The organism is Variovorax sp. H27-G14 (assembly GCF_046156345.1).
GTDB lineage: Bacteria > Pseudomonadota > Gammaproteobacteria > Burkholderiales > Burkholderiaceae_C > Variovorax.
Map to the genome: position 1 here is coordinate 272,007 of NZ_JAYLVN010000006.1, position 14,020 is coordinate 286,026.

Below are 14,020 nucleotides of genomic sequence, written 5' to 3' on the forward strand. Positions count from 1 at the left end.
AAAAGCGCCGCGCACGCTGAATGCCACGGCACAGCCAATGAAATCTATTGTCGGAAAGGCCCGCCTCGATACACAGCGATACGCAACGCCGGTTCTTGCGCCCTCACGCGATCACCATCGCGGCCGCCAGTCGCTGCACCGACTGCCCTTCAACCCTGAATTGCCGATTCGCAAGGAGATACCGATGTCTGCTCCCCTTCAACTGCCCCGCCGTTCGTTTCTTGGTACCGCCGCGCTCGGCGTGGCCGCTGCTCAACTCGGCATGGCGCTGCCTGCCTTTGCCCAGTCGGGTGGTTCGCCCGGTTCGCAGAACGTGCAGGGCACCGGCCCGCTGCGACGCCTGGAGCCGCTGAAAAGCATCAATGCCGGCGTGCTGAACGTCAGCTACTACGAAGCCGGCCCCGCCAACGGCGCGCCGGTGATTCTTCTGCACGGCTGGCCCTACGACATTCACATGTTCGTGGACGTGGCGCCGCTGCTGGCTGCTGCAGGCTTTCGGGTGATCGTTCCTTACTTGCGTGGCTACGGCGCCACGCGCTTTCTGTCGGCCGACACACCGCGCAACGGCCAGCAGGCGGCGGTGGCGGTCGACATGCTCTCGCTGATGGACGCATTGAAGATCAAGACGGCGACAGTGGCCGGTTGCGACTGGGGCGCGCGCACCGCCTGCATCATGGCCGCGCTGTGGCCGGAGCGCGTGAAGGCGCTGGTGTCGGTTAGCGGCTACCTCATCGGCAGCCAGGAGGCCGGCAAGGCGCCGCTGCCGCCTGCCGCCGAACTGCAGTGGTGGTACCAGTACTACTTTGCGACCGAGCGTGGCCGCGCGGGCTACGAGAAGAACCGGCACGACTTCGCCAAGCTCATCTGGCAGATTGCATCGCCCAAGTGGGCCTTCGACGACGCCACTTTCGATCGCAGCGCCAGCGCGTTCGACAACCCCGACCACGTGGCCGTGGTGGTGCACAACTACCGCTGGCGACTGGGCCTGGCAGAGGGCGAGGCTAAGTACCTGGAGCTGGAGGCGCGGTTGGCGCAGGCACCTGTCATCACCGTGCCCACCATCACAATGGAAGGCGATTCCAATGGCGCGCCGCACCCGCCGCCCGCCGCCTATGCCAAGAAGTTCTCCGGCTTCTACGAACATCGAACGGCCAGTGGCGGCATCGGCCACAACCTGCCGCAGGAGGCACCGCAGGCCTTCGCGAGCGCGGTGATCGACGTAGCGCGACGCTGAAGAAAAGCCGCCGCGGCATTGCCGCAGAACCGAGGGCGCGGCGGTCGAATTGAAACCTCCCTCAGTTGTTAATCCTTTCTTCCGCATGACCTTCGGCACTGGCTGCCGCGCATGCGCTCGCCTAAGGTTCGCGCATTGCGAAAGCAGGCACGTCGAATTGCCGAATGTGTTGCAAAGCCTGCCAGAGCACTTCTTCCGATGACGTGCAGTTTGAAAACCAATGGCTCCGTTTTCTGCACAGCCGAAAAAAATCGCAACAAAATTTCGCGCTGAACTCTGAAGAATCAGGAAAGTTTTGTTAAAAAATAATTGCACTGTCACGAACGGCCAGCAACATGGGCTGCAGTTCAGGCGTTTGCAAAGCGGCGTGTTCGGCGTGTCAGGCGTGTTGTAACGCTAAAGATTGGCGTACCGACAAGGCAGCCCTCCGCGTTGTCACCGGGTGCATTTGCACCCGCGCGGAAAAAAAGATTTTCGAGGTTGTGCTCCCGCGGGGGGAGGGCAGCCAGTTCAACGGTGCTCTTGCGGGCCCACAACAACTGAGGGAGTTGATCTCATGGCAGTAGACATGTTCATGCGCGTCGAAGGCGCGGGCGGCGAATCCAAAGACGCGAACCACAAGGAGTGGAGCGACATCAAGTCCTTCGCCTGGGGCGCAACGCAGCCCGGCAACATGGTCAGCGGCGGTGGCGGCGGCGTGGGCAAGGCCAGCTTCAACGACCTGCAAGTGCTCGCGCGCATCGACAAGGCCGCACCCGCGGTGCTGAAGAACTGCGCCAGCGGCAAGCACCTGGCCAAGGTGGAAGTGTCGGTGTGCAAGGCCGGCGGCTCGCAGATCGAATACACGCGCGTCACGCTCGAAGAAGTGCTGGTTACTTCGGTGCAGTACACCGCCGAACAAGGCTCCGACGCCGTGTTCGTGCAATACGCCTTCCAGGCTGCCAAGGTAAAGCAGCAGTACTGGGAACAGACCGACAAGGGCGGCAAGGGCGCCGAAACGGTTCTGGGCTGGAACCTCAAGGAAAACAAGGAAGCCTGACCCTTCTTCCGCTGCGCAGGCAGCGGCAGCAAGGTTGTGGCGGCTGAACAGAGCGGGGCGCTTGCGCCTCGCGCTGGGCTTGTTCGCGTGTGTTCGATTTCAAGGGAGAGTGTCATGCCACCAGGCGCCGCGCGGTCCGTCCGCGTGCTGACCGCGTCTTCGGGCGCCATGCCGACGCTGGGCGGGCAGAGCGCGCTGGAGCCCATTGCCATCGAAGGCGACGAAGGCCTGAGCAGCCTCTACCGCTACACCGTCACGCTCGGCACGCCCGAGCAGGCCGGCTACAACGAGCGGCAAGCCGCGAACGTGAACATCAAGCAGCTGGTGGGCCAGGCGCTGACGGTGCACATCGTGCTCGACGGGCGCGGTGGCGGTGAAGACCAGCGCCACATCTGCGGCCTGGTCACGCGCGTGCGCTTCCTGCGGCTGGAGAACCGCCGCGCGCTGTACGAGGCCGTGATAGAGCCCTGGCTCACGCTGGCCACGCGCACGAGCGACTACCGCATCTTTCAGAACAAGAGCGTGCTCGACATCGTGAGCGAGGTGCTGGGCGACTACGACTTCGCGCATGAAGTGAAGGCCAGCCGCGCCTACCCGCCGCGCGAGTTTCAGGTGCAGTACGGCGAGAGCGACTACGACTTCATTGCGCGGCTGCTGCACGAGTGGGGCCTGTATTTTGGCTTCGAGCATGCGCAGGACAGCCACAAGCTGGTGATTTGCGACGACATGTCCGCGCACCGGCCGTACGACAGCGCGGCCTACCAGAAGATTCCGTTCCACGGCGCGGAAGACACCGTGCGCGAAGAACACTGCGACCGCTTCAACGCCTGCGAGAGCCTGCAGAGCGGCCGCTGGGTGACCGACGACTTCGACTTCAAGCGCCCCAAGGCACGCCTGCAGCAAGTGAGCGCCATGCCGCGCAAGACCGCGCAGAACGCGCAGGAGCGCTACGGCTGGCCCGGCGACTACGCGGTCGAGTCCGAAGGCGAGCAACTGGTGCGCACGCGCATGGAAGAGCTGGGCAGCCAGGGCGAGCGCGCCAGCGGCTCGGGCAACCTGCGCGCAGTGGTGCCGGGCTGCCTGCTGACGCTGGAGCGCCATCCGCAGGACGAGTCGAACCGCGAATACCTGGTGACCGCTGCCCACCTGCGGCTGCAGGACATCGGCGACGCCAGCGGGCAGCAGGCCTTCGAATGCCGTGTCGACTTCGACGTGATTCCCAGCAGCAAGGTCTTTCGTGCCCCCGCGCCGCCCGTGCCGCGCCCGCGCACCACCGGCCCGCAGACCGCCATCGTCACCGGCCCGGCGGGCCGCGAGATTTGGACCGACGAATACGGCCGCGTGAAGCTCAGCTTTCACTGGAACCGCTACTGCACCAAGGACGAGAACAGCTCCTGCTGGGTGCGCGTGTCGTCGCCCTGGGCCGGCACCAACTTCGGCGGCATTCAGATTCCGCGCATCGGGCAGGAGGTGATCGTCGACTTCGAGCACGGCGACCCCGACCGCCCCATCGTGACCGGGCGCGTCTACAACGCCGACAACATGCCGCCGTGGGACCTGCCCGCCAACGCCACGCAAAGCGGCCTGCTCACGCGCAGCTCCGAAGGCGCCACCGACGCCAACGCCAACGCGCTGCGCTTCGAAGACAAGAAGGGCGCCGAGCAGCTGTGGCTGCATGCCGAGCGCAACCAGGACATCGAGGTAGAAAACGACGAAACCCACTGGGTGGGCCACGACCGCAGCAAGACCATCGACCACGACGAGACCGTGCACGTGAAGCACGACCGCACCGAAACCGTGGACCACGACGAAACCATCACGGTGCACAACGACCGCACCGAGACCGTGGACGGCAACGAGACCATCACCATCCACAAGAACCGCACGGAAACGGTGGACCTGAACGAGACCCTCACGGTGCACAAGAACCGCACCGAAACCGTCGACCTGAACGAGACCATCGGCATCGGCATGAACCGCAGCGAGACCGTGGGGCTGAACGAGACCATTCACATCGGCGAGCACCGCAGCGTGACCATTGGCGGCGCGAAGATGGAGACCATTGCACTGGCCAAGGCCGAGACCATCGGCCTGGCCAAGGCGCTGACCATCGGGCTGGGTTACCAGGTGACGGTGGGGGCGGCGATGAACACCACGGTGGCGCTGATGCAGACCGAGCAGGTGGGGCAGTCCAAGCGCGTGGACGTGGGCAAGACGCTTACCTTCAATGCCGGGGACCGCATCGAGCTGGTGTGCGGCAAGAGCTCGCTGGTAATGACGTCTGAGGGCGTGGTCACCATCAACGGCTCGTCGTTCGACTTCTCCGCGAGCGGGCCGGTGCAGGTGAGCGGCAAGGACATCGACCTCAACTGAAACCACTGAGCCACTGAAGCCCGCGCCGTGGAATTTCGCAACCTGACGCCCTTCGACGCCCTGTGCTTTCGCGCGGCCACGCCGAGCGACCGCGAGTACCGGGTGGTCGCCATGAAGGTGGGCTACAGGCTGCTGCAGGGCCCGCGCGGCACCTGCGTGGCCGAGGTGAACGACGACGACCCCGTGCCCCTGGCGCTGGCCGATGCGTACTGGGGCGAGGAGGGCGCATCGAGCCCGCGCGAAGAGAGCGACCTGGCGCCCTTCAAGCCGCGCTGCGACGTCATCGTGAATGCCACCGCCCACGCGCCGCGCGGCGTGCCCTCGCCCGAATGGGAAGTGCGCGTGAAGGTCACGGCCGGCCGGCAGTGGGTGCAACCGCCAGAGCCGCCCAAGCCGCTGCACCCGGGCGCACGGCTCACGCCGCAGCAGCAGGCCGCGTGGAACCACGAGCGCCAGAGCGCCAGCGCACTGGCCGCGCCGCGCGCCGTGCTCGACAAGCGGTTGCGCGTGAGCGGCCCGTCGCTCTTCTATCTGCGCAACGGGCGCGAATGGGCGCGCACCGCCAGCGAGCCCATGCTGAGCCTGGACATGCGCTGGGAGCACGCCTTTGGTGGCCGCACCTTGCTGCGCAAGCCCGGTGCGAGCGAGCACGAACCGCCGCTGCTGAACGAGGTGTGCTTTTCGAACCCGCTCGGCCAGGGCTGGCTGGAGCGCCGCGCCATCGAGCAGGCGCGCCACGCCGGCCTGCCCGACATCGAGCGCATGCCGGCCCCCCGCATCGAGCCTGCCCAGGAGCGCATGCAGCAGCCCGTGCTTGCGACACATGCCGGCACCGGCCTTGACGCGCGTGCCATGGCGCAAGCCGCCAAGGGCTATGCGCGTGAGCCTGCCGGCCTGGGCGTGGTGGGCCGGGCCTGGGCGCCGCGGCTGGCACTGGCCGGCACCTACGACGACACCTGGCTCGCGCAGCGCCACCCCTGGCCGCCGCTGGACCTCGACTTTGGCTACTGGAACGCGGCGCCCGCCGACCAGCAGGTGCCGTACCTGCCGCCGGATGCATGCATCGAGCTGTGGAACCTGAGCGAGCCGTCGTCCACGCCCGGCGGCCACTTGCGCGTGACGCTGCCCGGACACCGCGCGCTGGTGCTGCTGCGGCTAGACAACGGCGCGCTGCTGCCCCTGCCCATGGTGACCGACACGCTGCTCGTCGATGCGCAGGCCATGACCTTGTCGCTGGTGCATCGCGTGTGGATTCCGTCGGATGCGCCCGTGCGTGTGATGGAGGCGCGCTTCGAGACCGACCCGGCCGCGCCGCTGGTTCGCGCGGCACCGCACGCGGCGCCCACCCCTGGCACCACGGAGCCCGTGGCATGAGCGCCAACGTCGCCGCCCGCAAGCAGGGCAGCTGGCGCGTGGTGAGCCTTGCGCCGGATGTGTGCAAGACGCCGATGGGGAGCGCCGTTCCGCCCGTGCCCTATCCGGTCACGGCGCAGCTGTCGAGCACCACCGCGGTGGCCAGCAGCGTGCGCGCCAACGGCCACCCGGTGGTGGTGTACGACATGAGCGTGGTGCCCACCACCATCGGCGATGCGGCCGGTGCCGCCAAGGGCGTGAAAAGCGGCACCGTGCAAGGCAAGTGCTACCCCAAGGACCACAGCCGCACGGTGCGCGCCGAGGGCAAGCTGCTCGTGCGCCATGACGATCTGTTCTGGATGAACGGAAAGTAGCGCGCGCATGGCCGTCACCGTGGACATCGCTCCCGCATTCACCAGGTCGGTTGGCGCCGGCGGGCGGCTGGTGGGCTACAACCATGCCGACTCCGTGTCGCTGCTGTACTTTCCCTCCGACCTGGGGCCGGCGCAGAACACCTGGAACATGTCGCACGCGCAGTACGAGGCGCTGCGGCAAGAAAAGCCCACGCTCGAACTCCCCGAGCTCAAGCCGCCCGAGCTCAAGCCGCGCAAGCCCGGCACCAACGCCAACGGCAACACCCTGGGCACCGTGGTCGGCGAAACGCCCTCGACTGCCGCCAAGGCGCAACAGGCCAACCCCGAGGTGCAGCCCGAGACACCGAAAGAACAGAGCTGGTGGGGCAGCTGGGGCAGCGCCATCACGCACACGGTGCTGGACGTGGGCGGCGTCATTCCGGTGGTGGGCATTTTTTCGGACGGCGCCAACGCGGCCATCTACGCGGCCGAGGGTGACTATGCCAACGCCGCCATCTCCGGCGCGTCGGCCGCGGCCAACCTGGTGCCCGGCGGCGGCATTGCGGCCAAGGCCGGCAAGATTGCGATCAAGGGGGCGCTGAAGGGCGGCGAGCGCGTGGGCATCAAGCAGGCCGAAAAACTGCTTGCCGAGCGGCTCCTGAAAGAGAAGCTCGAGAAGGAGGCGGGGGAGGCGGCTGCCAAGGAGGCTGAGGAAGCTCTGGCGAAGAAAGCCGCAGAGGATGCGGCCAAGAAAAAGGCAGCGCCAAAAGCCGAGTCGGGCGGCTCGAAGAAGAAGGACACGCAGGTCAAGAAAAAGGTCAAGCCAAAGCCCAAGTGTGGGCAGAAGGGACCCTACAGCGACCGCTCCAAGCACGACAACGAAGGCGTGAACTGGGACCACGTGCCCTCTCAGAAGGCGTTGCTCGAGCGCGCTGCCGAGATCAAGGGTTCGCCGCTGACCAAGGCCGAGAAGAGCGCCATTGTCGACAGCGCGCCGACCATCGCGACACCCAGCGCACTGCACCGCGAGCAAAGCGAGACCTTCGGCGGCCGGCAGCATCAGACCATCGATGGCCTCAAGCGGCCGATGCGTGATGCGCAAGACCTGCAAAGGGCTGCCAAGGAGAACACCGAGAAGATCCTCAAGGAGATTGACAAGTACGACCCCGGCTGCAAAGGCAAATACAAAGAGGCCGCCGAGGAGATCACCCGCATGACGCACGACGAATGGACGAAGTGGCTGAAGAAGGCCATGAAATCGGCTAGAAAATGATCTGCAAAGCACAGGAGCAACGCATGACACTGAACGACCTATTGCCCCTCTTCGGGTACTCCGAACTGAACGCTGACCTTGACCAGCTTCTGAGCTCTGCGGGAACGAGCGTTCGGTCGCTGTCCGCCAAGACACTGCGCGCCGAAGGCTCTGACGCCATCGAACTCAAGCCGCTTGGGCTGGAACTGGCCTTTTGGGAGCGCGAAGGGTATGAGCGCAAAGTGGCAACCCCGAAGGACACGGGCAACGCGATCTTTGTGGCGGCCTTTGCCTACGGCCCCGGCAGCAAGAGCTTCAAGCCCTACGTGGGGCCGGTGCCGTTCAGCAAAGGACCGATCGCCACGCGAGAAGACGCGCTTCGCGAGTTCGGCGCACCCACGCTGACGGAGGAAGAAGACGACGTCGTCGAGTGGGACCAGTGGCTGAAAGAAGGCCTGCAGGTGCGCGCCACTTACCAGGACGATGGTGCGTTGTGGAACCTGTCGTTTTCTGTGCCCTTCAAGTGAAGGTTTGCGCGCCCTGGGTCCACCAGTGAACAACCCGATTCACGCCTTCGAGGCAAACAACTATCTGCTGGGTCACGCCTGGGAGAGTGCGCCGGTGCAAGCGTTGATCGAAGGTTGGAAACAGCTTGAATGGCTGGACCAGGAGGCGTTGAAGAAGGCCCGCACGGACCATCGCCTTTCGCTCATGAACCCTGCGCTGGGGCTCTATCTGTTCTTCACCGATGCCGAAAGCTACGAGGCGCGATACGGTCAGCCTTGCAGCCGGGGCAGTCTCATATTGAGCCGGGTCTCGCTGATGGTGAACTTCAATTTGCAGTGGTCCCCGTATGCGGGTGTCTTGCCGCTTTCGCTGCGAGCTGACGATATGGCGGGCGATGTGCTGCAGCAGTTGGGCTCTCCCGCAGAGATGTGGCGCGTCGGTCTGAAGGTCGCCAAGGCGCGGTGGTCCCTTGAGCGTGCCGAAGTGGATGCGAGCTTCGAGACTGGCACCGGACGGCTCAGACTGGTCACGATGACGCCACCCCGCGTGCAACCGGTTCTGGCAGCCGCGGTTCCTTCGCCTGAGCAGTTCGCAAGGCAATTCGGCCGCCCACTTGCCGAGTTGCAGGGCGAGGCCCAGTTCGACATCTTTTCCCTGGGCAGGAAAGCCCGCGAGATTGCCGAATACGGAGAAGCCGATTACTCCGATCAGCTTGGCATTGAACTCTATTTCAAGCCCGGGGCCGAGATGTCGGATTTCATACCGACGGCAGCTCGAAGCAGTCAACCCTGCCTGAGTGGCGTGCGCTACAGAGCAGACCTGGATTTTCAGAGCAGCGGCTACGCAGGCGCCTTGCCGTGGGGCCTGCAGATGAGCGACACGCTCCATGTAGTCGCCGCGAAAGCAGCCGTGCAGCCGTTGAAGGAAGTGCTGGACGACGACGACGGCTATCAACTGTGGCGAACGGATCTGTGTGACGTGCATGTGCTGCACAGCTTCCTGGAAGACCGCATCTACCGCGTCACCTTGCTGGCGCGCGGCTGCTACGAATAGCCCATCGACCCGCTGCAAGAGCCTGCGTTCGGCACTGATATGACTCATCCCATGACGCCTGCCAACTACCCCTGTCTCGCCGATATTGCCAAGGCCATTGCCAAGCCCTTCGACGGGGAAGAGTTCAGCCCTGTCGCAAGGCAACTGGGTCTGTCCTGGTCGGACGGCGACAAGCTCGACGCCGGCGTAGAGGTCTACGACTTCTTCCTGAAGGACCTGGGCCTGAACTTCACCTTCGAGGACGAAGGCGTTCTTTTCGACCGCGAATATCACGATGCCGGAGACGGCCCGTTCGTGTTGACGAAGTGCGCGTTCTGGGGTCATGAGCGCGGTATGCAAAGGTACCCGGGCCCGCTGTGGCAGGGCATTTCGTTCGAGGACTCGCTGGAGGCCGTGAAAGAAAAACTCGGCGAACCCACCAAGGTCAACGAAAGAGGCGGCGTCTATTTTTGGGTCAACCCCGACTTCAGGTTGACTGTCACATGGACGTCGCCCGAAAAGATCCGGGTCGTCACCTGCTGGATGAACAGGAGCTAGCGCCCCATGAGCCTGTTCAGCTTTCTCTCGCTGCTGGGCGCGGACGCAGCCGACGCGCGGCTCGTCGCGCTGCTGGAGGAACACGGCGTGCGCCGGCGTCCTGAAAAGCCGGCCCCCTTCAAGAGCCCTTACGAGGTGCTCTTTCGCTTGAGCAAGCACGGCATCTGCCTGTCCTTCCAGGACCTGGCCTATGTGGAAAACCGCCCACCGCGGCAGTGGGGCAACAGCACGCTGCAGCTGCGTGCCGTCACCGTCACGGCCGGTGTCCAGGCCCGGTACCTGCCCTACACGGGCGAGATGCCCTACGGCATTGCCTGGGCCGACACGCGCCAGCAGGTGCGAGAGCGCATGGCGCAGCACCACGACAAGCTGCACGCCTACCTGCGCGACTGCTGGTGGTTTGGAGAGCGCTACATGAGCCTGACCTACCAGCCGGGCGAACTCACCCAGCCCGAGCGGCCCGGCGTGTTCGACCTGACCTTCGGCCTGTTCGAGCCGCCCAGCGCGCTCGTGCAACAGGCCAGCTACCCGGGCTTTCAGACGCTGGTTGCGCTCTTCGGCAAGTCCATGGGTGCGCCGGAATTCCAGCAGGCCTTTGCGTCGTTCGATGTGGAGAACTGGCGGGCCGAGAGCGAAGACGGTCACCTCGACCGCCGCCGCGCCTTCGGCTTCGAGCTGTACTTCGACCCGGCCCGCCCGGCCGAAGACGGCACGCCTTCCTTTGCCGGCGCCAACCTCACGCGCGAGCGGCTGGGCCCGTCGCGCGAGTGGAAGGGCACGCTGCCCTTCGGCCTGCACTTCGACGACACACCGCCGGTGCTGCGGCACAAAGTGCCGGCCCCGCCGCTGGCGTGGGACGACGGCATGGTCGTCTGGAACTTTGCGAAGTGGGCCTTGCCGCAGATGGACGTGCGCGTGAACTGCGACACCGTGCGCAACCGCATCGAATGCATCGCGCTGCTGGCGCCAGGGTATCTGCGGCGCAACGAAAGCGCCTAGGGTCGGAGCCTTCGACGGCAAGCAATGGCGCACCATCGTTGCGCCTTGCCTTGGCTGATGAATGGTGCCCCTCACCGCAAGCGCTTTCCGCGGTCTTTTCCAAGCCAAGCCAAGCCATTTCATTCCATTCAGTCCGCATGACCCTCCACGACCTGCTTCCCCTTCTCGGGCACTCCGAACTCGACGCAAGCCTTGAACAGCTTCTGAAGTCCGTCGGCGCCAGCGCGCGAACGCTGTCCGACAAAACACTGCGCACGGAAGGCTCCGACGCCATCGAGTTCAAGCCGCTCGGGTTGGAGCTGGCGTTCTGGGAACGCGAGGGCTATGAGCGCAAGGCGGCGACCCCAAGGGATGCGGGCAAGGCGATCTTTGTGGCGGTCTTTGCCTACGGCCCCGGCAACAAGAGCTTCAAGCCCTACGTGGGACCGGTGCCGTTCAGCAAAGGACCGATCGCCACGCGAGAAGACGCGCTTCGCGAATTCGGCACACCCATGCTGACGGAGGAAGAAGACGACGTCGTCGAGTGGGACCAGTGGCTGAAAGAAGGCCTGCAGGTGCGCGCCACTTACCAGGACGATGGTGCGTTGTGGAACCTGTCGTTTTCGGTGCCCTTCAAGTGAAGGTTTGCGCGCCCCGGGTCCACCAGTTCAAGCCGGGGCCGAGATGTCGGATTTCATACCGACGGCAGCTCGAAGCAGTCAACCCTGCCTGAGTGGCGTGCGCTACAGAGCAGACCTGGATTTACCGCGTCACCTTGCTGGCGCGCGGCTGCTGCGAATAGCCCATCGACCCGCTGCAAGAGCCTGCGGTAGGCACTGACATGACTCATGCCATGACGCCTGCCGACAAGGCCGCTACTTCACCCGCTCGATCGACACGGGCGACACCAGCACGTTCGTCTGGTGGTGGCCGTTGTCCGCATGAAAGAGCGTGCCGACGACCTTCACCTGCTGGCCCTTGAGCGCCTTGAACGTGGCCATGTTCTTCGCGTTGAGTGCCATGTGCAGCAGCACCACGCCCTTTTCCGCCTCAGCCTCAGCCCCTGGGGCGGTTGGCGGGGCTTGAACGGTGATGGGCTTGTTCAGCCGCAGCGACGGAAACGTGAGCTTCTCGCCGTCGGGCGTTTCGCCGGGGGAGGAGAGCAGGGTGCCTTGCAGTGTGACGACTGCGGGCTCGTAGCTGTAGGTCGTTGCGTTCGCGAGCGAGGTGGCGAGCGAGGTGGCGAGGGTGAAGGCCAGGGCGGTGAGGGTGAGGCAGGTGCGGGGCATCGAGTGTGTCGCGTGCAAGGGCTCAGGCGTTTCGATCAGACGGGTCGACGAGTGTGCTGCGGCTGCATCGAGCTGGGTTGAACTGCGTCAATGACAGCCTGCGCGCGTGTCGATTTCGCGTCGCAACAGACGGCCATTCTTTTGCTTTCTGGATGCGGGCAAAGTAGCGCCTATGCGAGTTTCTTCGCAGCGCCAAGGCTTCCAAAGCGGCGCTTCTCTTCATACATTTGATGACCGCCGCGCCTCACGGCGTGACACCGATGCACACCGCAGCGATGTCGATGTGAGGCACAAAAGGCGACGGCCAAGGTGCGGTAACACCCTGACCGTCTGACCACTCAACGTGCACTAACTTTGCAGGAAAGCACATCAAATGGCTGATCGAATTATCGCCGGGCAAAACTCGCCCACCTCCGACGACACCCACCCCGGGCCAGACGCGTCGGACATTCTCGAGAACAAGTTGACCCAACTGCAGTCGCTGCTGAGCTGCTGCTACGGGGACTGGAGCGAGTGGTTCGAAGGAATAGGGGAGCGGCACCGGGACAACATCATTTGGCTCGCGTCCGACTTGGCGGACGACATCGCCCGGCTTGCGCAGGAGCTTTTGAAGCGGCTGAACGCGCAGGGCGAGCAGGGCGGCTGAAGCACCTGAGGTTGGTGGCCGGTGGGCGTTGCGGCTCACCGGCTGCCTTCAGGGCTGGGCCGCAGCGATTGCACCGGGTGACAGCCGGTCGCGAAAGTAGGTCGCGGTCTCTTCGTCGCTGCAGTAGACGTAGCACCCCTTCATGCCGCGCGTCATCAGCGTGCGGTAGGTGTTTTTGATGATCAGGTCGGCCTCTGCAGCGGCTTTTTTCGGGTCTGCCTTGGCCCGAACCCCATAGCCACGCAACGTCTTGTCGTGGCGATCGCGCGCCTTCGGCACCGTCACCACATGCCCGTCTCGCACGACGAGGTCTGGGCCGATGATCACGCCGATGTAGTCCACCTCCAGGCCTTGGCAGGTGTGGATGCAGCCGACTTCGTTGATCGAGTTCGGCTGGATGATCCACAGGCTGCCGTCGACGTCGAGGTTCCATTGCTTGCGATAGTCGCCAATGACGATGTCGAAAGCCTTCGGGTCTTTCTTGCTGGTCCACGGCCAGCAGTAGCCGGCCACCACGCGCGCAGTGCCTGTCGTGTTCTTCGCCGCAATCGACGCGTGAAGCTCGTCGGGCGTGTTGAAGACGCGAAAGTCGAATTCGGCAGAAGTGAGCGTCTTGTTCGCCGTCTCTCGCACTTCGAGCGTGTCGTCCAGCCAAGCGATGTAGCCGTCTGACCCGCTGCACCTGAACTGAGAGGCCAGCTCGTGTTCAGACACTGTCGCGCCCTTGCCAACGCCAAAGTCGCGAATGGTCTTTTTGGTGCCGATGTCGCTCAGCGCCACGCGCTGGTCTTCATCGATGAAAAACACCGTGCACTTCGCGGCGGCAATGAGTTCCTTCACCTGGTTCTCGCCCAGGTTGCCGTACAGCCCGCTCTTCTCGTTCAGGCGGTGGGCCTCGTCCACGATCAGCACGTCGAACTGGTTTTTGGGCGTGTCGATGAAGCCGCCAGAGCCCGTGAAAAGGTTGGTGTAGTGCGTGCGCTTCATCGTGCCGACGAGCTTGGTCTCGTAAACGCGCCTTGGGGCAGCGTTCTTCGAAACGTACTTGCAGTTCAGGCCGCCACCCATCAGCTTGACCAGCGCGTTGATGGCGAGAACCGTCTTGCCCGTTCCTGGGCCGCCTTCGACGATCACCACCTTCGGGTTCGCGCTCGTCGCGGATCGGCCCGCGGCCAGGATGTGTTCGTAGACCTCTTTCTGGTCGTCGATCAAGATGAACTCGGCGTTGCCCTTCAGCAGGCCCGCAAGGCTGTCGCTGAGCGCCTTCGATGGCCTGATGCTGTCGGCGCCGGTTGAATCTTGACCCACCCTGCCGGTTGAACTTTGACCCGGGGATGGAAGCCGGCATCGTGGAAGCCGGCTGTGCATAACTCTAGCGTCTTCCTCCTTTCTTGACTTCTTTATTG

Annotated in this window: 14 protein-coding genes; 12 read left to right on the forward strand and 2 right to left on the reverse strand. The window is 64.5% G+C overall.

Annotation, left to right across the window (positions count from 1 at the left end):
• Positions 1-184 precede the first annotated feature (184 nt).
• The 11 genes from VLK31_RS17915 to VLK31_RS17965 all read left to right on the forward strand — a co-directional run bounded on the left by VLK31_RS17915 (position 185) and on the right by VLK31_RS17965 (position 11,320).
• Positions 185-1,234, forward strand: a complete 1,050-nt coding sequence (locus VLK31_RS17915) for an alpha/beta fold hydrolase (RefSeq protein ID WP_409169759.1) — start codon at positions 185-187, stop codon at positions 1,232-1,234.
• A 556-nt stretch (positions 1,235-1,790) separates the two neighbouring features.
• The gene (locus VLK31_RS17920; RefSeq protein WP_409169760.1) at positions 1,791-2,273 is read left to right on the forward strand and encodes an Hcp family type VI secretion system effector; all 483 of its coding nucleotides are present in this window, start codon (positions 1,791-1,793) and stop codon (positions 2,271-2,273) included.
• 114 nt (positions 2,274-2,387) lie between these two features.
• Positions 2,388-4,646: a type VI secretion system Vgr family protein gene (locus VLK31_RS17925; protein ID WP_409169761.1), complete on the forward strand. Its 2,259-nt coding sequence runs from the start codon at positions 2,388-2,390 to the stop codon at positions 4,644-4,646.
• A gap of 27 nt (positions 4,647-4,673) precedes the next feature.
• Positions 4,674-6,020, forward strand: a complete 1,347-nt coding sequence (locus tag VLK31_RS17930; protein WP_409169762.1) for a DUF2169 domain-containing protein — start codon at positions 4,674-4,676, stop codon at positions 6,018-6,020.
• Positions 6,017-6,373 (forward strand): DUF4150 domain-containing protein, encoded by a 357-nt coding sequence (locus VLK31_RS17935; RefSeq protein WP_409169763.1) that lies wholly within the window; start codon positions 6,017-6,019, stop codon positions 6,371-6,373. Before VLK31_RS17930 ends, VLK31_RS17935 begins: the two co-directional genes overlap by 4 nt.
• Before the next feature lie 7 nt (positions 6,374-6,380).
• Positions 6,381-7,625: a hypothetical protein gene (locus VLK31_RS17940; RefSeq protein WP_409169764.1), complete on the forward strand. Its 1,245-nt coding sequence runs from the start codon at positions 6,381-6,383 to the stop codon at positions 7,623-7,625.
• Between the two features lie 23 nt (positions 7,626-7,648).
• Positions 7,649-8,131, forward strand: coding sequence for a hypothetical protein (locus VLK31_RS17945; RefSeq protein WP_409169765.1), 483 nt, complete (start codon positions 7,649-7,651; stop codon positions 8,129-8,131).
• A 25-nt stretch (positions 8,132-8,156) separates the two neighbouring features.
• Positions 8,157-9,164 (forward strand): hypothetical protein, encoded by a 1,008-nt coding sequence (locus tag VLK31_RS17950; RefSeq protein ID WP_409169766.1) that lies wholly within the window; start codon positions 8,157-8,159, stop codon positions 9,162-9,164.
• Positions 9,165-9,215: 51 nt separating this feature from the next.
• On the forward strand, positions 9,216-9,701 hold the full coding sequence (locus VLK31_RS17955) for a hypothetical protein (RefSeq protein ID WP_409169767.1): 486 nt from the start codon (positions 9,216-9,218) through the stop codon (positions 9,699-9,701).
• 6 nt (positions 9,702-9,707) lie between these two features.
• Positions 9,708-10,700, forward strand: a complete 993-nt coding sequence (locus tag VLK31_RS17960; protein ID WP_409169768.1) for a hypothetical protein — start codon at positions 9,708-9,710, stop codon at positions 10,698-10,700.
• Positions 10,701-10,837: 137 nt separating this feature from the next.
• Entirely contained in the window at positions 10,838-11,320 is a 483-nt protein-coding gene (locus tag VLK31_RS17965; RefSeq protein WP_409169769.1) for a hypothetical protein, read from the forward strand.
• A gap of 234 nt (positions 11,321-11,554) precedes the next feature.
• On the opposite strand, the gene VLK31_RS17970 is transcribed toward VLK31_RS17965, so the two are convergent.
• Positions 11,555-11,968 carry a DUF4431 domain-containing protein gene (locus VLK31_RS17970; RefSeq protein ID WP_409169770.1) on the reverse strand — a complete coding sequence of 138 codons (414 nt, stop codon included), beginning with the start codon at positions 11,966-11,968 and terminating at the stop codon, positions 11,555-11,557.
• Positions 11,969-12,341: 373 nt separating this feature from the next.
• Here VLK31_RS17970 and VLK31_RS17975 point away from each other — a divergent pair, with 373 nt between their 5' ends.
• Positions 12,342-12,614 (forward strand): hypothetical protein, encoded by a 273-nt coding sequence (locus tag VLK31_RS17975; protein ID WP_409169771.1) that lies wholly within the window; start codon positions 12,342-12,344, stop codon positions 12,612-12,614.
• A 48-nt stretch (positions 12,615-12,662) separates the two neighbouring features.
• On the opposite strand, the gene VLK31_RS17980 is transcribed toward VLK31_RS17975, so the two are convergent.
• Positions 12,663-13,922: a DNA/RNA helicase domain-containing protein gene (locus VLK31_RS17980; protein ID WP_409169772.1), complete on the reverse strand. Its 1,260-nt coding sequence runs from the start codon at positions 13,920-13,922 to the stop codon at positions 12,663-12,665.
• Positions 13,923-14,020 lie beyond the last annotated feature (98 nt).

Excerpts from the sequence above, each read along its gene's own strand:
- VLK31_RS17915 (WP_409169759.1), top strand. The coding sequence starts at position 185 with ATGTCTGCTCCCCTTCAACTGCCCCGCCGTTCGTTTCTTGGTACCGCC.
- VLK31_RS17920 (WP_409169760.1), top strand. The coding sequence starts at position 1,791 with ATGGCAGTAGACATGTTCATGCGCGTCGAAGGCGCGGGCGGCGAATCC.
- VLK31_RS17925 (WP_409169761.1), top strand. The coding sequence starts at position 2,388 with ATGCCACCAGGCGCCGCGCGGTCCGTCCGCGTGCTGACCGCGTCTTCG.
- VLK31_RS17935 (WP_409169763.1), top strand. The coding sequence starts at position 6,017 with ATGAGCGCCAACGTCGCCGCCCGCAAGCAGGGCAGCTGGCGCGTGGTG.
- VLK31_RS17940 (WP_409169764.1), top strand. The coding sequence starts at position 6,381 with ATGGCCGTCACCGTGGACATCGCTCCCGCATTCACCAGGTCGGTTGGC.
- VLK31_RS17945 (WP_409169765.1), top strand. The coding sequence starts at position 7,649 with ATGACACTGAACGACCTATTGCCCCTCTTCGGGTACTCCGAACTGAAC.
- VLK31_RS17955 (WP_409169767.1), top strand. The coding sequence starts at position 9,216 with ATGACGCCTGCCAACTACCCCTGTCTCGCCGATATTGCCAAGGCCATT.
- VLK31_RS17960 (WP_409169768.1), top strand. The coding sequence starts at position 9,708 with ATGAGCCTGTTCAGCTTTCTCTCGCTGCTGGGCGCGGACGCAGCCGAC.
- VLK31_RS17965 (WP_409169769.1), top strand. The coding sequence starts at position 10,838 with ATGACCCTCCACGACCTGCTTCCCCTTCTCGGGCACTCCGAACTCGAC.
- VLK31_RS17970 (WP_409169770.1), bottom strand. The coding sequence starts at position 11,968 with ATGCCCCGCACCTGCCTCACCCTCACCGCCCTGGCCTTCACCCTCGCC.
- VLK31_RS17975 (WP_409169771.1), top strand. The coding sequence starts at position 12,342 with ATGGCTGATCGAATTATCGCCGGGCAAAACTCGCCCACCTCCGACGAC.